Here is a 20898-nt window from a genome sequence, read left to right on the forward strand (position 1 = left end):
TGCTCGAAATCAACCAATATCCTAACTAAACTAGTTTAATAGCTGACAAAAATGACTTACTTCTTCGGTCGTTTGTAAAAAGGTGTAGCCACAACAACTGCTTTTAGGCGTTTTTTACGAATTTGGACTTCTATTTCTGTTCCAAGCTCAGCAAATTCTGTCTTTAATAAAGCTAATCCGATATTTTTCTTTAGTGTTGGTGATTGTGTACCAGTTGTTACAACACCAATTTCCTCACCACCAGCAAATACTTCATATCCATGTCGAGGAATTCCTTTATCAATCAATTCGATTCCAACTAATTTTCGATCTGTACCGTTCTCTTTTTGTTCTTTTAAAATTGCTTTTCCATTGAAGTCAGCTTCTTTGTTTGGTTTGACCGCAAATCCGATTCCTGCTTCAATTGGAGTAATATCTTTTGTAAGCTCTTGACCATACAATGGAAGAGTCGCTTCAAAACGCAATGTATCGCGTGCTCCTAAACCACATGGTACAACTCCATCTTCCTTGCCTGTTTCTAATATTTTCTCCCAAAGACTAGCAGCATCTTCTGCAGCACAATATAGCTCAAAACCATCTTCACCTGTGTAACCAGTTCTTGATACTAAAACTTTGGCACCTGCAACATTTACAGGATTGATAAATTTGAAAAATTTGATTGTCGTCAAATCTGTATCTGTTAGTTTTTGAAGTGTTTTTTCAGCTAATGGACCTTGGAGAGCAAGTAATGCTGTTTCATCTGAGATATTAGTTAACGTTACATCACCAGATAAATTAGAAGTTAACCAGTCTATATCTTTTTCAATGTTAGATGCATTAATCACTAATAAAAAGTCATTTTCAGCTTTTTTATAAATAAGAAGGTCATCCACTGTGCCACCATCTTCATAGCACATTGCCGTGTATTGAGCTCCCCCAACCTTTAATAAAGAAACATCATTTGTCACAACACGTTGTAAAAAGTTCAGACTATCTGATCCTTTCACTTCTACTTCACCCATATGGGAAACATCAAATAAACCTGCTTTTGTACGAACAGCTTCATGCTCTTCTTTAATAGAAGAAAATTGAACTGGTAAATCCCATCCACCAAAATCAATTGTTTTTGCACCGTAGGTTTTATACACATCATATAATGGTGTTCGGTTTAACTGTGTCATATTGATGACTCCCCTCTATTTTGAGTAAACAATTCTCAGGATTTCTAGCATGCTTTTCATAAAAAAATGCATACAAAAAAGGACATAGAACTCCCACATATTTAAATGGAAGTCCCTGTCCTTTTCACCTGAAAGTTTACCCTATGTAGAAATATTTCTGCCGCATCTAAAAGAATTCAAATTCAGCTAAAATCCATAAGGCTTTCCCCTTTGGTAGTTTGCAGTAATCACAAACACTCTCCAGAGCCGCGTCAAATAAGAGTCTTTTTGCCTGAGAGATTCACAGCTGCTTGCTCCTTCGGCGCTATATAAAATACCTATAGTCTCTCCCCTTATTCTCACCCGCACATATTTAGTTACAAAGTTGGTTATACTACTAAAACTAATTATTACGACATTTTGACATTTTTAACATTTTAGAATACAAGAAGATTGAAAGCGCAAAGCTTACAGAATGATAAGCAAATTAAGAACTTTCTTACTTTCAATATTACCATGATCGCAATTTTGCGGCAATAATATTTTTCCTTATAATAAAATTTTTTTATCGAATAATGTTCGTGTTTTATAATGAATACCTATTATATAGCTTATTTTATTCAATTTATTTCTTAAATAGTGAACATTACTAAATTGCAGTGAAAATGAAAGGACTGTCTTTCTATGAATATCAAAACAAATTTCGATTCTTCCTGGCAAGAAGGCTTTTTCGAAAAATTAGAAAATGATGGACCATGGGCAAACTGGGAATTATATAAGCTTGCTTATGAGGTACAACAACACACGGCTATATCTAGCTTTGAAGGGTTACAGGCCCCTAATCATTTACCACATTTCACTCCACTGCCACATCAATTGGAAGTGGCACAGCGTGTTGTTGAAAAAATGAATGGAAAAGCAATTTTAGCTGATGAAGTTGGACTTGGAAAGACAATAGAAGCCGGATTAATTTTAAAAGAATATATGATACGTGGTCTTGTGAAAAAAATCCTCATTTTAGTTCCAGCATCTCTTGTGTCACAATGGGCTCGTGAATTGAATGAAAAGTTCTTTATCCCAGCAGTAGAACAAAAGAAAAGCTATGTATGGGAAGCATGTGATGTTGTTGTTTCTTCTATTGATACAGCAAAACGAAATCCACATCGTGATATCGTTTATAACCAATCATATGACTTAGTGATTATTGATGAAGCACATAAGCTTAAAAATAATAAAACCAAAAACTATGAATTTGTACAAAATTTAAAAAAGAAATATTGTTTACTATTAACAGCAACACCTGTACAAAACAGGGTTGAAGAAATATTTAATCTTGTTTCATTACTAAAGCCAGGTCATCTTGGAAATGAATCTTATTTTACTGAAGCATTTTCTGCTAAAGAACGCTCATTAGACGATCATGAGCACTTAAAAGAATTAGTGAACAAAGTGATGATTCGTAATCGTCGAGGAGATACTGGCATTGATTGGCCAAAACGTCATGTTGAAACAGTTGCCATTGATTTTTCAGAAACCGAACAACATTTATATAATACGATAACACAGCTAAAATCTCTTTCTGATTATGCAGCAAATACGTTTTCAATCATGACCCTACAAAGAGAAGCATGCAGTAGTCGAGAAGCTGTTTATATGACCTTAAAGAAAATGCTCGACAAGCCTGAAGAAGAAGAAAGAGTGCTACCTAACAACGTGATAAAAGACATTATGATGGCGATTGACGGTGTTACTCAAAACTCAAAAGCTCTTAAAGTAGTCGATTTAATCAAAGAAATAGATGATAAAGTGATTATTTTCACAGAATATCGCGCAACTCAATTTTACTTACAATGGTTTCTTCAGCAAAACGGGATCACTTCTGTTCCTTTTAGAGGTGGCTTTAAACGTGGTAAAAAGGATTGGATGAAGGAGCTATTTAAAAATCGTGTCCAAGTGCTAATCGCAACTGAAGCAGGTGGTGAAGGGATTAACCTGCAATTTTGCCATAATATTATTAATTATGATTTACCATGGAATCCAATGAGACTTGAGCAACGCATCGGCCGTATCCATCGACTTGGTCAAGAACACGACGTTCATATATACAATATGGCAACAAGAAACACCGTTGAAGAGCATATTTTAAAACTACTTTATGAAAAAATTAATTTATTTGAAAAAGTTATAGGTAATCTTGATGAAATTTTGACAAAGCTCGAAATCAAAAATTTCGACGATACGATTCAGGACATAATGTACAACTCCAAAAGTGATGGTGAAATGAAAATCAAAATGGACAATTTAACATCCATTTTAGATTATGCTCAGCATTCACAAGAACAAAGAAAAGCAGCTAGTGGAGATAAGTAAGTTTTCTATGCTTCACCCGTTGGACAGATTATATAGAAGAAAGAAGATTTAATGTGAAAGGTGGCAAACTATGCAACAGGAAAAAATACACCATTATTTAGAAAGCTTTTTCACAGCAAATTCATGTGAAATTGTTGACAATGAGCCGGGATACCTTACAGTTCAATTAACAATAGATATGGATAAAGAATTGATGAACCGCCCTTTTTACTGGCACTACCTCGAAAAAACAAATGGTGTACCTAACCCTATGAAATTAACATTAATAACAGACCAACATTCTGCACCTAAAGACTTAAAAGGTGAGATCATGCACTTTGGTGCACCTCGCCTCCACCAAATATTCCGCTCAACTACAGGTCTAGGAAGCTACATAAGATTATTCGAACAAGCAACAACTTCTGGTGGAAATGTACCACTTCACCCATGGCTTGGTGTGAATATTATGGTTTCCTACCAATGCGATATGAAAAAAGATCAACTTTATTCTATCGGCTTGCATCTAGTAAGTGGAACACTAGTAGAAAACTTTCAAGAAAAACTGGAAAACCTAGAACTCACACCAAAAATACCAGATCTTTGCTTTACGATGACTCCATTAATCAAACCGCAAAGTGGTATAAAACGAATTGAGCAATTTATCATGCAGGAAATCAATCAGCAAGATACCTCATGGGCAGATTCCGCTAGAGAAAGATGGAGTGCAGATGAAAAGCTGTTAGATCATTTTTATGAAGAGCTTGAAGAAAAACCTGACTGCTATCATTTAGAAAAAGAAGCACTAAAGGAACTTTATGAACCACAGATTAATGTATCGATTCAAAATGGCGGGATTTTTTATTTGACTCCTCAGGGTATTTTTAAATAAGACTTTTTTGGAGAATTAATCACGTAGTTAACATCACAATCGTATCAAATATAATGACATTTGTAATTCAAAATAACTATGAGCAAAGTACATGTAAAATTTAATGATCTATAGGGGATCATTTCCCCTATCTTTTGATTTAATCAATTAATTTCTTCGAATAAATCTCCAGCTATTCTACTTGAGTTTCAAATCACATCACCTTTCCATCTACAAATTATGCAAAATTTAAAAATCATTCGACAAAATTAATTTTTCGTAGTTAAAGCTTTCTTAAAATTTAGTTAAAGAAAATGCATACAAATGTAAACTTTAGACCTTTTAAAACATACTTTAGACCTAATTAATGTTACAAACATGTAAAAATTTACAATTTTTATTAAATTTTTTTCCTGTCGACATAAAACACCACACTTACTAAAAATTCCTTTTTATAATAAGATTAGTGATATAGATATACATAAAATAGTAGACTAAGGTAACAGACCAGATTTCAAGTTCAGGACAATTTAATCAGTTCAAGGGCAAACCTATTGAAAAATAGGGACGCAAAGTCACAGGTCTTCCGTTCAAATAAAGAAAAATGAATTATGATGGCTGGGCTGCCTGAAATACAGGCGAAGTATTTTAGGAGGGTAAAAAGTTGAATAGTAAAATTGTAGATAAGATAATGTATGATGGTGAATTGGATCAAGAATGGGTAGAATTAATATTAGAAGCTCTTGAGGTTGGGATTAGTGTAGATGAAATAAAAGATTTCTTCGAGAGTAAAAATCGAAATATTCAATTAACTTAAACCCTTATTTTGGTAGTTTATTAAGTATGTAAATTTTTTTTGAAAGTTGTTCTTCATATAAAACAAAACCTTCTTTATATGTTATAATGTGGCTATTAAGGAAGGTGACTTGACGTGATTGGTCCACGAATTAAAAAATACAGAACTCAAAAAAATCTATCCCTATCCGAACTAGCAGAACGAGCAGGAGTTGCAAAATCATACTTAAGTTCGATTGAACGCAATCTCCAGTCAAATCCTTCTGTACAATTTTTAGAAAAAGTTTCATCCGTACTAGGTGTATCTGTTAACACCCTTCTAAACGAACAAAATGAATTAGATCCTAAAGAGCTTGACTACGAATGGACAAAGCTCGTGCAGGATGCCATGAAATCTGGTGTCTCCAAAGAGCAGTTCAAAGAATTTTTAGAGTTTAACAAATGGCGACTTCAGAACGATAGTGATAAATGAGAGCATGGTTGGCGGCTGTTGGTTGCCTAGTGCTCTTTTTTGATTCGATCACGTTCGTTTTATTGAAATAACATCATGTACCACCTCGTTCGTTTTAACGATATCCTATTGTCGATATCCATATAAAAATGTCGAAAAATTACTGTTTATATTATTTTTTTTACCTTATATAATGTTATTGAGAACAACGCAGTGCAATAGCACTAATTCAGATACATTTTTTTCTATTATTGTTCTTTATATAGAATTAATGGAAGGTGGTGATAAAAAAATGACTATTAAAAATTCAGAAGAAACTAAATACAAACCTTTAGTATTATCGCACCAGCCTATTCAGTTTGAAACTTCTCCAAGCTATTGCAACAATGGAAACAAAACTGATAAAAATCCAAATAGTAATGGTTGTGGTTGGGGTCCACCTAATACAAGAGGATAAAATGGCTAAGTCAATGGATCTCTTCCATTGACTTTATTACAAAAATTAGGGAGTAAAATATGACATCTACATTAATTAAGATCGGTGAACATACTTTTAACGTAAAAACTCAAAGTACAAATGTATTTAGTTATATAAATAAACATTTTAGAACTATGGCAATGGCAAAAAATAATATGGATAACTCTCCTACTATTGAAATTGATTTCAATTACGGGAAATCATTTGTGAATTTTGATGTAATTATAACAAATCACAGAGATAAAATTTGTTATGAGAGAAAAGACTACCTTCTTGAAATCAATTCTGATTACAAATTTGCAAAGCTATTTGTTTATAACGAATTTGCATTAAAACATGCTTTATTAAATTTATACAGTTCCTTCATTGTTCATCATAATTGGGGTATTCTTCTCCACTCATCATGTGTTATTAACAATCATGGAGCTTGTGTTTTTTCAGGCCAATCAGGTGCAGGTAAATCAACAGCTGCCCGTTTATCACAACCACGAGAGCTTTTGTCCGATGAGGCAACATTAATTAAAATTACAGAAAATGAAGTCATTGTTTTTGATTCTCCTTTTCGTAGTGAACTAGAAAGTACTCATATTCAAAGTACCTATCCATTAGCAAGCATTAATTTTCTTAACCAATCATTAGTAAATAAGAGATACAAATTATCTAAATCTGAGGGTTTTTCACTTTTAATAGATAAGGTTTTCTTTTGGACTTCAAGTAAAGAAGAAATGCGTAAGATTTTTAATTTGTTAAAATTACTAGCGCAACAAGTACCAATGCATAATCTGTATTTTCAAAAAAACAACACCTTTTGGGAGATGATTTCGTAGTGAATCAATATGTGAAAGAAAGTGAATATGAAACTATTCAACTCGAAGAAGAATGGATTGTGATGAATACAGATAACTTCACTGTTACTAAGCTAAATGGTATCGGCGGCTATTGTTGGTCATTACTTGAAAACCCGCAATCCATTCAAACACTTACTCAATCAGTACAACGTCACTATCAATTAAACACTGATGCTCTTGCTAAAGATATTGAAGAATTTATCGTTGAATTAATAAATTATGGATTGGTTCGTCATGCAGTTTGATAAAGATACTGTCGACTTATTATTATCTACTATAAGAAAATATGGATGGATGGATCTCCCTTCACATGGAACCAGCATGTATCCTTTTATTAAAAAAGGTAACATATGCCGCTTTACTCAATTTAATGAAGATACAGTTAGAAAGGGTGATGTTCTTCTTTATTATTCAACAACTGGACAATTAATTGCTCACCGTTTTATAGTAGTCAAAAAAAATAATAAGGAAAATAAAACATACATATTAAAGGGAGATACAAATATTTGCAGTGATGAACCCATAAATAAGGATCAAATTATTGGTACTTTAGTAAGTATTTCAAATTCTAGAAAAAAAGTGTACACAAATAAGTCTGCTTCCATTATTTGGGGGTTCATTATTAGAACTTTTCCTTTTATCTCTAAGCTACTTAGATATTATTTGTCCTTCAAATTCTCTACCAAGTCAGGTGTATCTGCATGATACAAAGTAAAATGACATCCATCTTAAACGAGTTTAATTTTACTGGAATACGAAACACGTTTAAATTAGTTAGCCCCTATATCTTTAAAAATGTGAAGTTTTATGTACTTCTCATCATTTTATTATTTGTTGATATATTGCTAACCATTGGTTTTGCTTGGTTTTTTGGAGCCATAACAGATGCAGCTGTTCAAGGTCAATTTGAAAAACTAAAATCATTAATTCCGATCATACTAACATTAATAGTCATTAGTTTATTTTCCACCTTTTTCAAAACATTTTTAGAATCTTATATTACCAGCAATATTAGACGAAAATTAAAAGATCATGTCTTAAAACAAATTCTACTGATATCACCCGAGAAAATATCAAAGCAACGTTCAGGAGATTTACTAACTCATTTTACGAATGATATTAGTAGTATAGATGGTGTTATCGGGAGTAACCTCATTTACCTTATTCAACTTCCTTTGGTCTCAATTGCTGTCTTTATCTATATGTTACAAATAAACTGGCAATTATCCGTTATTAGCTTATTCATCATTCCCTTTGCCATTATCATTGGGGGTATTTTCGGTATTCTTATTCGAAATAACAGTAGGAACATCTACAATAAAATCGGTGATATAAACAGTAACCTTACTGAAACGTTCCAGGGACTTTCCGTAATAAGGTCTTTTACCCTTGAAAATTTTTCCATTAAAAAAATATCCAATTTAAATAATCAGTTATTTAAATTAGAGGTGAAAAACGCTAAACTCAGAGGAAACTTTTATGTTATTGGCGAAGCTATTTCTTCTATTACTTACATTGCTAGTCTTTGTTTAGGAGCCTTTTTTGTATCCAAAGGACAAATTAGCGTTGGATCACTACTTACTTTTGTTACTCTTATGCAGCATCTAATAAACCCTTTAACAGGACTTGCTGGAATCTGGGGGAGTTTTCAAACCTCAGCCTCAGCAGTAGAAAGACTTTCAAATGTGTTAGAAGTTAAAACCGAAAATTCAGAGTTACCAATATATAAAAACAAAGGGAGATTTCCTGAAAAGATAAAATTTAGAAATGTAACTTTTTCTTACAAACCGCAAACAACGATTATTAAAAATTTAAATTTGGAAATTCCTACGGGTAAAGTTGTTGCGATTGTAGGTCCAAGCGGTGCCGGTAAAACAACTTTATTCCAACTAATTCAAGGATATTACAAGCCGCAGCTTGGACAGATTTTAATGGATGATGTGCCGATCAACAATCTCTCCCCTTCTGAATTAAGAAGTACTTATGCTTTAGTAGCTCAAGAAACATTTTTATTTAGTGGCTCAATAAAAGATAATCTTTTATTAGCCCGCCCAAATATAACCCAAAATGAAATGATTAATGCTACCATGCATGCTAACATTCATGAATTCATTATGACTCTTCCAGAACAATACGAAACAGAAATTGGAGAGCGTGGTGTTCGATTATCTGTTGGACAAAAGCAGAGAATAGCTATTGCCAGGGCAATATTAAAAGATGCCCCTATTCTTTTACTAGACGAAGCCACATCTGCATTAGACAGTGAATCGGAATTCCATGTAAAACTAGCACTAGATCATCTAATGAAAAATCTAACAACACTAGTCATAGCACACAGACTTTCTACGATTCAACATGCTGATTTAATTGTTGTGATGGATAATGGAGAAATCGTTCAGACTGGGACTCATGAAAAACTTATCAAAGAAGAAGGAATGTACAAAAGATTAACTCAAATACAAAATATGGTAAAGAATTCAGAATTAGATTCTTTAGCCTTATAAGAAGTTGGTGTTAAAATGATCAGGGAATTTATTAATAACATCTATAGTACATCAAGTAATCTCAGTAAAATTAATGAAGAACAATATAAGTTAATAGAAGAAGATATATCTTTCTTTAATATCGAACCCCAAATTTATAGAAAAGTAATAGATGAAGAAAAACTGGAAGTAATTCCTGATTTTTTCAGAACATCCCTTAAAAAAATATATCAAAAACAATTTATAAACAATATGTTCATTAAGAATCAAACTGATGCGATTTTATCAGTCTTAGAAGACAATAAACTATCAGTTATCGTTCTAAAAGGTCCTCTATACGCAGAAAAGTATTTTGGAGACTTTTCAGCCCGTCCATCTTCTGATATTGATTTATTAATTAAAATCGATGAAGTAGATGAAGTTCTTACATGCATTAAAAAGTTGGGATATATAAATGAAGAAAAAAACGATGAAGATCATTTCCATAGAACTTTCAGTAAACCTATTCCAGGTTCACCAGTCCCTCTGCTTGTAGAAATACATTGGAATCTCGTAAGAGAAAATACAAGTAAATTGCCAATAAATCAGATTTGGGAAGAAACAGTTCTCATTAGTGGTTACGATTATGTAAAGCAACTCTCGAGTTTTCATACTTTCTACTTCATCATATTACATGCATGGAGACATAATTTAGATTCTATGAAACATTTTATAGATATCATACAAATGATTCATATGCTGCGTAATGAAATCAACTATGAGTTACTTTTTAAAGTTGCTAGAAAACATAAAACATTTAAGCGTATTAAACGTACTTTGTCCATCGTTTATCAGCAGTTTCCTCATTTAAATCAAGTTTTAGAACTGCCGTTTAAAAAGAAGAAGTATGGATCTTTTTGGCAATATGAAGCCTTTAGAGGGAATAAAGCTGATAAAGGCAAACTTTATTTAGATTTCATTGATTATCAGTTTGGTAGTTATGATACATTTTTCCACCAAATGATTTCACTGTATGAATGGCTCTTCCCTTCCAAGTTTGGATTGGAAGTTGAACTAAAGCATAATCGTTTAAGTTACCTTCAGTTATTTAAACAAAGAGGAAAAGGATTATATTCTTCTTTATTAATAAAGAGGAAATAAAAAAGGAAAGGTTTTAACTTGTAAACCTTTCTTTTTTATATTTTTAAGAGACCAACCTTATGAAGAAAATAAAATTTTAATAGACCAATTATAATCCCCTCAATTTCTTCAATTTTATCACTTCATTATATTTAATTAACTCTTCATAGATAACTACTTCTATTACAATTGGTTCAGATATGTATCGGGCTTGGATCATTAGTTTATACCTATAACTTGTAAAACCATTAGCTCATTTTATATTTTGTAAGAAACCGTAAATATAGGGCGATTGAGGTATTCATCATTTTGTTGATATATTTTATAAAGATCTGATATCACGGTTCGATTACTAGCAACTATCGCTTTCATATTAGTTAAATCATAACTGCAGGTTGGACATATCCATTGCCCTACATGACAACTACTAAAAGAAGAATGATAACAGCGAGTACAATGCTTTTTGTACATAGAAACTTCCCCCATCCTTTTATTCAGCACAATTAATTCTTAATAAAGAACAAAAAGCTATACGATATCACAAAATTTCGTTAAATTTATTATTTGCATCTATTTAATATATAAAATCAATTACCCAATAGAAATGAATGAACATTACGACGGTATATAGAAAAGCTCCTACAAATGAAATCATTTTTATTCCTTTATGATTAGGTACTTTTTGATAGTAGGAAAGTGTGAACAACAAAATTGATAAAAAGAACTTTAACAATAGAAAATAAATGGGATCTGCCTCATAAACCATTTTCATCACTATGTTGACTTCTGAAATAAGATTTAGTTTGAGGCCAATGAACGTGAGTAGACCATCAATAAAATTGAGTAATGCCAAATAGTAGCAAATCTGTCTCACCTTGTACCTCCTTTTATCCTCTTTTAGCTTAAATTCTTATTGACCGTTAACTGAAAAAAATCTTCAGTTCATTTCCGTCTTAATGTTAAGACGGCTATTTCAGGTGTATTCAAAAATCGAAAGTTTAAAAGTGGAATCGCATTACTACTTCCTAAACCGGCACTCACAAATTGTTTTGTTCCCTTGTATTGCCATAACCCCTTTACTCGATCCTGTGGAGGAAATAAACCACTCCTGTCATACCAAGCTTCAGGAACAAATAAGGCTCCAACAAATGGGAGTCTTATTTGACCACCATGATAATGACCTGCCGTGATAAGATCATACTTTCGTAAGATAAGGTTTGGATTTTCCATTATTTGATCAATTCTAGCATCTACTACAGGATAGTGAGTTAAAGCAATTAATACGGCTGATTTATTTCCATCATCTAGAGGAGGCATTTCTAATAATAAACTTTTCGTATGTTGAGCACCTACAGCTGTCTTTCTATCATTAGATACAGCTAACTGTGATTTAGGGTCTATAATCGATAACTCAAAATGGACAAATTGGACATTAGCCCCCTTTTGGTTAATCGTGTACACAGACTCCAATAGTTTTACTCCTCTTTCTTCTAGCCCTAAGAGAAAAGAATTTTTTGAAACAGTACCATTTTTTATGAAATATGGATCTGGATCTGTGTTTCCCGGAACGTATAAGACATGATTTTTATTTTGAATACTATCCAAAAGCTCATATGTGGGTGAGTAGTTCAAACTCTCCGGACTCTTAAGAAAATCACCTGTTAATGCCAGAACATAATATTCAATGGAGTTAATCTTATCAATTAACTTATGTTGATTGTAACCAAATTCTTTTTCGTGTAAATCGGTAACCTGTAGAATTTTAAATCCCTCAAGCTCGATTGGTAAATCTTCAACTAGAATATCTTCCTCTACAATTGTTACTCTATTGTTGTCCCATATTGTATAAGTGATTATGACGATAAAAACTATGAGTAGAACCACTAGTATTTTATTTTTAAACCGATACATCTTTATCTCTCCAACTTTGGTTCAATGGGTATTTAAATATAGAAACACGCACGAATGTTATTGGGAACGTTATTATAAAATTTCTTTATAAAGAACATTATGGATTACAACTTAATTATTAACCCAAACTGCTATTTCCGAGATAAATCTAGATACTATCCCATCACTTCTAATTGTTTTCCTAACAGCTTTCCAAAAACATTTTTCTTATCCATTGCAAGTTCATTAAAATTACCCTGTTGAACAATTCTACCTTCTTCCAAAACTATTACTTGTTCTGCGTTTCGGATTGTTGATAATCGATGTGCAATAACTATAATGGTCATTTTCCCCTTAAGCTGTTCTAGGGCTTGTTGAACTTTGGCTTCATTTTCGGTATCCAAGGAGCTTGTCGCTTCGTCTAATACGAGAACAGCTGGGTTACGTAAAATTGCACGTGCCAACACAATTCTTTGACGTTCTCCTCCGGAAAGCCTTATACCCCTATCTCCTATCTTCGTATCAAGACCTTTTGGTAGATTTTTCACAAAATCTGCTGCAGCGAATTCAAGAGATTCCCACATCTGTGCTTCGGTAGCTTGTGGATTTACAATCATCATGTTCTCTCTAATTGAGGTATTAAATAAAAAAGGATCTTGTGGTACATAGCTGATTGATTTTCTCAAAGATAATAAGTTATCTTTCAATAACGGATTTCCATCTATAAGTACTTGACCTTCTTCAGGTATATTTAGACCCATTATCATATCAATTAATGTACTTTTTCCCGCTCCAGATGGACCAACGATAGCTGTCATACAATTTGTTGGCACGTATAAGTTAATCTTTTTAAGTGCGTAGTTACTCTGAGTCTGATATTTAAATGAGACATGCTTACACTCAATGCCTCTTAAAATACTAATTGGCTCAATCTTTTTATAATTTTCTTCTTCTAACTCTTTTGCTATTTGACATTCAGCTTGTAGGTCTTGAAATGATTTAAAGGAAGGAAGAACGGAACTTAGTTGCTCTAAATTAGACTGTATCCCAGCTAACCTTGGCCATAGTCTTGAGAAAATGACAATAATAAGCATTAATTGCGCAGGTTGAGTTTTAAGAACTTTTATAGCAACAAACACAAATGTAACAATTAATAATGCAGATACAATTTTATAAACAAACTGAGACAGTGTTTTTAGCCTAACAATGTTCAAAATATTTTTTTCAATTTCCCCACTAATATTATGAAACCAATTTATATGGTTTTCTTCTAAAGAATTACTTTTTATTTCCTTAATTCCATTAAAATGGTCAGTTACTCCTCCTATAAACTCTTTTGACAAAAGCATAGTATCTTCTCCAAACTCTTTCGACTTTTTAACAAATGTTTTTGAGAAAATGAGTAATAGTGAGCCTAGAATAATAAGGGAAATCGTCATTGATGCTGATAACCAGAAAGCTAAGCAGAGCTGAATAAATGTAAAAATAAGGGACGATATAAACTGTAAAAACAATGTTGTTCCTCCAGCTACCCTGTTTAATTCAAGTGACATTAAATTTAATAGATCTGTTTTTTTCTTTTTAAGAAAGAAACCCCAGTTTGCTTTTAAGATTGAATTATAAGTTTCTTCTCGTAAGTGTCGGATAAAATTTTGTTGAATCTTCGCATTCAATATAGACTGGTTACGTTGAAAGTAACTTTGTGCAATAATTAAAAAGGCGTATGCTCCTAAAACTATTATTAGTCCAAGAGTTTGGGGCATTTCTTTAAAATTACTATATAACCAAAAAATAGAGGAATAATCATAACCTACATCTACTATTCCTGTTAGTCCAATCAATGGAATAAGTAGAAATATACCCACTCCCTCGAAAATCCCGATTAACACCATTCCTACAATATTTAAATAAAGTATTTTTCCTGATAGGATATATAATCTTTTTAAAAAATAAAATAGTTCGTTCATTATATACCCTCCTAGTTTGAAATTGCTTGTTTCCTTAATCCCTTAATTCTTCTCCACCCCCATAAAAACGGACGTAAAGGGAAATATAAGAAGTGTAGTTTCTTTGGTAATGGTAAAACATCTACATCCTCCGGGTATGGATACAAAAAACTTAAAACAAATAGTATTTTTTGTCGCAATGTCAGTAAATGAAACATATGTTTTTTATGAAAGTTTGATACTTCTGCTGGAAGAGGCTCAGAATGTAAATTAATCATTCTTTCCAAATAAAAAACAGCCTCATTTGCAAGTTTTTTTGAACGATCGCAAAAAGTTTCCTTTATAATATACTCATCGACTGAAGTATCTAATAACTGATTCGCAAGAAAAATTGACTGCCCTCCAATTTTCATAAAATCATATTTTTTAAGTTTTTTTATAAGAGATATCCAATCCACGTCTTTATTCATTAATTTATGTATATCAACTAACCAACGTAATCTTGACCATCCATGTCTTGCCCCATGGGTAACAAGAAACAAAAATAAATCTTCCTTCCCCAATAAATAAATCTTATGACCTGAAAAACTAACTTTTTCTCTCCTTTCCCATAGTTCCTTAAAGGAAGGTTCCTCACTTGGACCTGGATTGAGTCGCCAGTGGACTTCTAATTTTATTTGTTTTTCCGGATGGAGGTACGTTAAATGGTGATGCCTCCATTTCCAGTCATCTAAAGTTGTGGAAAAATATTCATCCTTATTATAACCTGCTTTGCACAATAGATCGTTAACTATTTCTAGGTGATCAATCGAAACAAGAATATCTAAATCACCTGATGTTCTTAAAGAAATCTCACCATAGAGTTCAAGTGCAAGAGCTGGTCCTTTTAAGAAAATAGTTTTAATTTTATTCTCATTAAATAAACCATCTAATTCTGTCATTTCTCCTGATAACTTTAGCATTTCAATTGTATTTAACCGATATTTGTATGATATTAATTGAAGAATGTGAGAGGGGAAAAAGTTTTTATCATATTCATTTAATTTAGGATAAATTAAGGGATATAATCGATGGTGGATTAACAACTGAATGAATAGTTTCCAATCGGTATCTTTTAACCAGTCTTTTTCAATTTTTTCATCTTTAATGATACTTAATATAATGACTAACTCTTTAGGTATTTTTTCAGTATTTAGTGTAAAAGTGCCCATTTTGAAGTTACTCCTTTTCCCCATCAGTTCCCCTTAAATTTTTTGCAAATTGACTTACTACAGTAAATTTTTCTTTTTCTTCATACCCAGTTAGATAATAGGGACCACTTCGTAACCAAGCATGAGCAATCATACTTCCTGTTTGATCCTTTGCTATTCCCAAATATAAAGTACTGCCAATATGTCGTCTCTCCAACATTTTCATACATGCAATTGCTTTTACAAGGCACATACTTTCCCATAATGTATAGCGACTCATTGTGTTAATTGCTTGGGAAATTTGCACTAATGTTTTTTTGTCCAATATTGAAGGAGTAATATATGTTGTTTCCTTATTCTCTTCCCCTAATAGATGTACGATTTTATGAAAAGGTACACTTTTAAGAATTCTAGCTATACCAAGATAAAAAACTGCTTCTAAAAATAGTAATTGAGACTTTTTGTTCATGAAAATAAACATCTTAACTTTCCTTAAATGATCCATGTATCATACCTACCTTTTAGATAGTTATATGTTTTTATGTATTAAACCTTCTCTAATTAGATTATCTAAGAATGAACGGACTTGGATTTCGCATTCTTGATCATTTACATCATATTCCGCCTTCATACTCTCAACTATTTCTCTTACTTTTATAGGATTTTCTATCAAATCCCAAATAACTCCACCTGTCTCACCAAGATTGTAATACTTCCCATTTTTAACACTTAACATTACTTTCTCTCCAGCCATATCACTGCAAATAATTCCTTTAACCTGGGTAACAGTATCCTCTAATGCAATCATTTCAAAAGTATTCATACTCTACTATTCTCCTTCGTTAATTTTATTAATAATAGTTGTTACTAACTCATCGGCTGTAAACCTAGATATCGGGCGTTGTAATTGATATACGTTTACATTGTTCAAAATACTAGTAGAAATTTTAAAATGCCACTCTAATTTTCTTAATCCTGAAATAATAAGATTACGATATGTATGATTGTATAAAATAGAGAGTTGTTCAAGTCTAGGTTTAGGGATTAATGCAATCTCTTCCTGTTCTGTTTTCACAAGCTCAAATATTCCAGCTAATGGCAATGATTCTGGTAAAAAATCTTTAATTAATGGTACGTAATATTTAGATTGTCTACCATAAACAGACTTCAAATTGCCCGATGTCATCCCTAATTCAATTAAAGTTTCCTGCCACAATTTTTGTTGTGGGTAAGATGGAATAACGAAAGGAGTACCTTCATTTAAAAAGGAAACCGCTATTACATCATCCGTCAAAATTGAGTATCCACTATTTATAAAAGTAGAAGCAATTGTTGACTTTCCTGCCCCAGATTCACCAACTATAGCATAGGCCTTCCCATTAATAGCAATAGCACTACCATGTAAGGGGAGAATTTTCCTTTGTACCAAGATTGCACCCATACAGGTACCTAACACAATCATCCGTGCGATATCTTCCTTATACTCTTTAAGAGGTGATATCGTAATTTTGTTCCCCTCTTCTATTAAGAAAATTGCGACATCATCCAATCTAAAGAAGACGTAATTATCTTCTTTGAAAATGAAACCAACTTTTTCCCCAGCCAGTTCATCCCATTCCGTTTTCAAATCTCCCATTATAACTTCAACATCAATTCCTTGATGGTATATTTCCAAAGGAGACAATTCTGGTAAAGGTATCTCGCTTAAAATACGAATATCAAAAGCCATGTAAGCTGTCTTCTTATTAGTCACAATCACTATGTTCACTCCAATAGATTTCATGTATCAATAGCCCTTATTAAAATAAAGGCTATTGATCTACAGAATAAGGGAATTTAACTCATTTGAGCTTCTGATAACCCGTCTCCATTTTCTACAAGGTTAGATATATTCTCAGTCCAAGCACCGTCATGATTATTACCAATTAAATTCCACATTGTGTTTTTAACATCTAAAGCTTCTAATGTAGGATTAGTCCATTGTTTTTTCATATATTTCACCTCCTTTCAAAAGTTGTTTTTTATAAACCGATATAACATAAGACTTTGTGTTAAGTTACGATAATCATAATTTGATATGTTCTCTCTTTGGGGTCCTTCTTTTGCTTTTCTTAATGCTTGGTCTATGATCTCTTTATTAAAGTACTTTAAGATTCTCTCATCTTCGCTTAATTCTCTCATCTCTTCTATTAATTCACCCCAATGTGGGACAATTCGATGAACCCAATCCGCTGCTTGTATTCCCCGAACCTTCTGATTTAATCTAATTTCATCAGGTAAGATATTTTCTGTTGACCTTCTTATTAGAGCACGATCCATCCCTTTTTGAACAAATTGTTCATCCGGTAAAGAAAGACAAAATTTTACAACTCTAATGTCGTTTGTGGGATCACGTTTCCATAAAGAATATTGTAAAGAGAGCTTCGTGTTAAATGTATTCCCAGCATTCCAAGGATAGATCTCATCATAAACCATCCTTCGGTGCTTGTTTAAATTATTGCCACTGAACCAACCAGATTCGTTGAGACCAAATTGTTTCAACTTATGAAAAATACCTATTTGGTTTGCAAACTCTTTGTTTATTACTAAAGGTCTATACATCGAATTTTTCGAAAATGGTCGACTAATTCTAGGGAATGCCATCTTTGCAATTACAGGCAGATTACGAAATCTTGATCCTCCAGCATTTTCACTATATTGATTTAACTCTTTAGCAAGACTAATCCATCTAAGTTTCTTCAGAAGAAAACTATAGTAGTAAAAGGCATTTCCCCAAGAGATTGATAGATTCCCATTGTCGCCATTTAACAACACACCTATTCCTTCTAAGTGTGCTTTTTCAAAAATCCCTTTTAACCAGAAGGAGTTTTCAAAGAATTTGTATGGCATTTCGTTCATATCGAGAATATCATTTAGTTCTGAATATGAATCAACTCCATCAAAGCTGTAGTAATGATCAGAAACTCCTCCTACATAATCTACCGTTTTCTTTATATATGGACTTTCGTTAGGCATGAGGTGTTTTGATGTGTAATCTATAAAATCACTTGGTGGAATATAGCTAAAAGTATGTAACAATTTATTTTGATGCTTTAATTCCCTTGCAGCAAAGCCAACAACAGATCCTGAATCCAATCCGCCACTTAAATGAGATCCAATGTTACGGTGTGTACGTAACCTAGATTTTACTGCCTTTTGAAATACATCCTGAAATGCATCAATATATTCTTGATCTGATTTAAGTTTCAGTGTTTTCCCTGGGTTGAATTGACCATATTTATTTAGTTTTAAAAAATCTCTAGAAACAGTAACTGAGTGAAAAGGTGGAATTTGCTTGATATTTTGATAGGGTGTAGTTGAAGCATCCACCGTATCAATCATTCCAGAAATCGCGATATATTCTGCGAGCCAACTTTCATTTAACTTTTTTTCAATAAACGGCAAAGCTAGCAATGATTTAATTGTTGTACAAAAAGCAAACTTCGTTGTATCGTTGTAATAATAAAGAGTTCGATAACCTGATGGGTCTCTTGCTCCAAATAGCTTTTGATTTTTGTTATCCCATATCATAAAAGCAAAATCGCCTATTAAATACTTAGGACAATCTTCTCCCCATTTTTGATATGCTAGTAGTATGAGTTGACTATCTGGTATAACTACTCCAATAGACTTTTCTATATTTAAGTGACTAAATAACTCTTCTCTATTATCAATAATTGCATCAGCAGTTATTGCAATCTGCCGTTCATGGTCATAAAAAGGGAGCTGTTTATTTAAAGATTCAGGAGTAATCCATTGTGCATGACATCCGAGAAAAATGTTTTCTTTTTTCCAGGTTTGTACATCATTAGCTGGAAATCTTCTTAAATTTCCCATCATACTATTTATATGTTCTATAGAAACAGGTTCTTTATTTAAATGGAAAATACCAGCGATTGCACTCATTATTTCCTCCTGGATTAGGTCATAGAAACAAAACGAATGTTCTTTTTAAAGAACTATATACCAAAAAATAATACAATTAAATGGATAACACTATAATTACTTCGCTGTATAATTCTTTATAAAGAACATATCATGTTGAGTTTTTGATGTCAATTTTATTTTAAACAATTCTTCACCAACTCACAGGACATTATAATCTTATACCTTTAATTTCCTATTCCCTTAGTTGTTCTGATCGATATGTTTTTAATTATTATTAATTTTGATAAGTAGAAATTAATCTTTATAAGACTATTAAGATATGGTAACTCTGCTTTCATATCCATTAGGGTTGTTAACTTGCCATCTCCATGAATCTAAGCACATTTCAAAAAGATCTTTTTTAGCTTTCCAATCTAACTCTCTTTCAGCTTTTGTAGGGTCCGCAAAACTTTCACCAATATCTCCTGGTCTTCTGTTAGTAATTTTATATGGAATTTCTCTTCCACATGCCTTAGAAAATGTATTAATCATGTCAAGTACACTATATCCGATACCTGTTCCAAGGTTATAAGCATTTATCCCAGTAGATATCATAACTTTTTCTAAAGCTTTTAAATGCCCTTCAGAAAGATCTTCAACATGAATATAATCTCGCACTCCGGTTCCATCTTTAGTAGGGTAATTATCTCCATACACTTTAAGTTCGGGTAATTTCCCAATAGCAACCTGCGTGATATATGGTACTAAGTTATTTGGAATTCCATTAGGATCTTCTCCTATACGACCACTAGAATGGGCACCAACTGGATTAAAATACCTAAGTAAAGCAATGCTCCAGTTATTATTAGAGACATAGAGATCATTAAGTATTTCCTCAATCATTAACTTGGTCTTCCCATAAGGATTTGTCGTAGATAATGGGAGGTCCTCATGTAATGGGACATAGTTTTGTATTCCATAAACTGTTGCCGACGAGCTAAACACCAAATTATAAACCCCGAATTCTTCCATTACACTACACAGATTTATCGTTCCTGTAATATTATTATGATAGTAATTTAAAGGTATGGAGACAGATTCTCCTACAGCTTTAAGTCCAGCAAAATGGATGACAGCATCAATATCGTTTTCCCTAAAGATGGTTACCAAAGCTTCTCTATTAAGTAGGTCGGCATGGTAGAATTTGAGACTTTTTCCTGTTATTTCTTTTATTCTGTCTAATACTTCTGGTTTACTATTTGAAAAGTTATCTAGAAGCACAATATCAAAGCCTTCAGATAGTAGCTGTACACATGTATGGGAACCAATATATCCTGTTCCCCCTGTTACTAAAATAGTCATTTATCTATCTCCTTAGGTTAGTATTTAGTAATAACTTTTCGAACATTACAACGAACAAAACATTGCTCTTACAT

Annotated in this window: 21 protein-coding genes and 2 riboswitches; of the genes, 10 read left to right on the forward strand and 11 right to left on the reverse strand. The window is 32.5% G+C overall.

Going from position 1 to position 20898, the window contains the following annotated elements; translation table 11 throughout:
• Positions 1-56 precede the first annotated feature (56 nt).
• Complete coding sequence (gene gcvT, locus FS935_RS04615) at positions 57-1160, reverse strand: glycine cleavage system aminomethyltransferase GcvT (RefSeq protein WP_146946382.1); 1104 nt, start codon at positions 1158-1160, stop codon at positions 57-59.
• Between the two features lie 249 nt (positions 1161-1409).
• Positions 1410-1502: riboswitch (glycine riboswitch) on the reverse strand.
• Positions 1503-1823: 321 nt separating this feature from the next.
• On the opposite strand from gcvT, the gene FS935_RS04620 reads away from it, so the two are divergent.
• The 10 genes from FS935_RS04620 to FS935_RS04660 all read left to right on the forward strand — a co-directional run bounded on the left by FS935_RS04620 (position 1824) and on the right by FS935_RS04660 (position 10551).
• Positions 1824-3509: a DEAD/DEAH box helicase gene (locus tag FS935_RS04620; RefSeq protein WP_146946383.1), complete on the forward strand. Its 1686-nt coding sequence runs from the start codon at positions 1824-1826 to the stop codon at positions 3507-3509.
• A 70-nt stretch (positions 3510-3579) separates the two neighbouring features.
• Positions 3580-4377: a YqhG family protein gene (locus FS935_RS04625; protein ID WP_146946384.1), complete on the forward strand. Its 798-nt coding sequence runs from the start codon at positions 3580-3582 to the stop codon at positions 4375-4377.
• 513 nt (positions 4378-4890) lie between these two features.
• A riboswitch (cyclic di-GMP riboswitch) is annotated at positions 4891-4987 on the forward strand.
• A 60-nt stretch (positions 4988-5047) separates the two neighbouring features.
• The gene (locus FS935_RS04630) at positions 5048-5173 is read left to right on the forward strand and encodes an anti-repressor SinI family protein (RefSeq protein ID WP_146946466.1); all 126 of its coding nucleotides are present in this window, start codon (positions 5048-5050) and stop codon (positions 5171-5173) included.
• Positions 5174-5287: 114 nt separating this feature from the next.
• Positions 5288-5623: a helix-turn-helix domain-containing protein gene (locus tag FS935_RS04635; RefSeq protein ID WP_146946385.1), complete on the forward strand. Its 336-nt coding sequence runs from the start codon at positions 5288-5290 to the stop codon at positions 5621-5623.
• Positions 5624-5894: 271 nt separating this feature from the next.
• On the forward strand, positions 5895-6059 hold the full coding sequence (locus FS935_RS23355; RefSeq protein ID WP_158638533.1) for a hypothetical protein: 165 nt from the start codon (positions 5895-5897) through the stop codon (positions 6057-6059).
• Between the two features lie 59 nt (positions 6060-6118).
• Positions 6119-6907 (forward strand): hypothetical protein, encoded by a 789-nt coding sequence (locus FS935_RS04640; protein WP_146946386.1) that lies wholly within the window; start codon positions 6119-6121, stop codon positions 6905-6907.
• Positions 6907-7173, forward strand: coding sequence for a PqqD family protein (locus tag FS935_RS04645; RefSeq protein WP_146946387.1), 267 nt, complete (start codon positions 6907-6909; stop codon positions 7171-7173). Before FS935_RS04640 ends, FS935_RS04645 begins: the two co-directional genes overlap by 1 nt.
• Entirely contained in the window at positions 7163-7633 is a 471-nt protein-coding gene (locus FS935_RS04650) for a signal peptidase I (RefSeq protein WP_158638534.1), read from the forward strand. Before FS935_RS04645 ends, FS935_RS04650 begins: the two co-directional genes overlap by 11 nt.
• Positions 7630-9432, forward strand: a complete 1803-nt coding sequence (locus FS935_RS04655) for an ABC transporter ATP-binding protein (RefSeq protein ID WP_240050816.1) — start codon at positions 7630-7632, stop codon at positions 9430-9432. Before FS935_RS04650 ends, FS935_RS04655 begins: the two co-directional genes overlap by 4 nt.
• 15 nt (positions 9433-9447) lie before the next feature.
• Positions 9448-10551 (forward strand): nucleotidyltransferase family protein, encoded by a 1104-nt coding sequence (locus FS935_RS04660; protein WP_146946389.1) that lies wholly within the window; start codon positions 9448-9450, stop codon positions 10549-10551.
• Between the two features lie 553 nt (positions 10552-11104).
• Here FS935_RS04660 and FS935_RS04665 read toward each other — a convergent pair.
• The 10 genes from FS935_RS04665 to galE form a co-directional block, all read right to left on the reverse strand.
• On the reverse strand, positions 11105-11404 hold the full coding sequence (locus FS935_RS04665; RefSeq protein ID WP_146946390.1) for a DUF5658 family protein: 300 nt from the start codon (positions 11402-11404) through the stop codon (positions 11105-11107).
• A 68-nt stretch (positions 11405-11472) separates the two neighbouring features.
• Positions 11473-12441: a metallophosphoesterase gene (locus FS935_RS04670; RefSeq protein WP_146946391.1), complete on the reverse strand. Its 969-nt coding sequence runs from the start codon at positions 12439-12441 to the stop codon at positions 11473-11475.
• Between the two features lie 155 nt (positions 12442-12596).
• Positions 12597-14387, reverse strand: coding sequence for an ABC transporter ATP-binding protein (locus tag FS935_RS04675; RefSeq protein WP_146946392.1), 1791 nt, complete (start codon positions 14385-14387; stop codon positions 12597-12599).
• Positions 14388-14398: 11 nt separating this feature from the next.
• Positions 14399-15577, reverse strand: coding sequence for a nucleotidyltransferase domain-containing protein (locus FS935_RS04680; RefSeq protein ID WP_146946393.1), 1179 nt, complete (start codon positions 15575-15577; stop codon positions 14399-14401).
• Positions 15578-15584: 7 nt separating this feature from the next.
• A complete protein-coding gene (locus tag FS935_RS04685) occupies positions 15585-16061 on the reverse strand; it encodes a lasso peptide biosynthesis B2 protein (RefSeq protein WP_146946394.1) in 477 nt (158 codons plus the stop codon).
• Positions 16062-16085: 24 nt separating this feature from the next.
• The gene (locus FS935_RS04690) at positions 16086-16379 is read right to left on the reverse strand and encodes a lasso peptide biosynthesis PqqD family chaperone (protein WP_146946395.1); all 294 of its coding nucleotides are present in this window, start codon (positions 16377-16379) and stop codon (positions 16086-16088) included.
• Positions 16380-16385: 6 nt separating this feature from the next.
• Positions 16386-17315, reverse strand: coding sequence for a phosphoenolpyruvate carboxykinase (ATP) (locus tag FS935_RS04695; RefSeq protein ID WP_240050817.1), 930 nt, complete (start codon positions 17313-17315; stop codon positions 16386-16388).
• Positions 17316-17392: 77 nt separating this feature from the next.
• Positions 17393-17548, reverse strand: a complete 156-nt coding sequence (locus FS935_RS04700; RefSeq protein ID WP_146946397.1) for a paeninodin family lasso peptide — start codon at positions 17546-17548, stop codon at positions 17393-17395.
• A gap of 15 nt (positions 17549-17563) precedes the next feature.
• Positions 17564-19501: an asparagine synthase-related protein gene (locus FS935_RS04705; protein ID WP_146946398.1), complete on the reverse strand. Its 1938-nt coding sequence runs from the start codon at positions 19499-19501 to the stop codon at positions 17564-17566.
• A 294-nt stretch (positions 19502-19795) separates the two neighbouring features.
• On the reverse strand, positions 19796-20824 hold the full coding sequence (gene galE / locus FS935_RS04710) for a UDP-glucose 4-epimerase GalE (RefSeq protein WP_146946399.1): 1029 nt from the start codon (positions 20822-20824) through the stop codon (positions 19796-19798).
• Positions 20825-20898 lie beyond the last annotated feature (74 nt).

It is taken from the genome of Metabacillus litoralis, from assembly GCF_007994985.1.
GTDB classification, from domain to species: Bacteria; Bacillota; Bacilli; order Bacillales; family Bacillaceae; genus Metabacillus; species Metabacillus litoralis.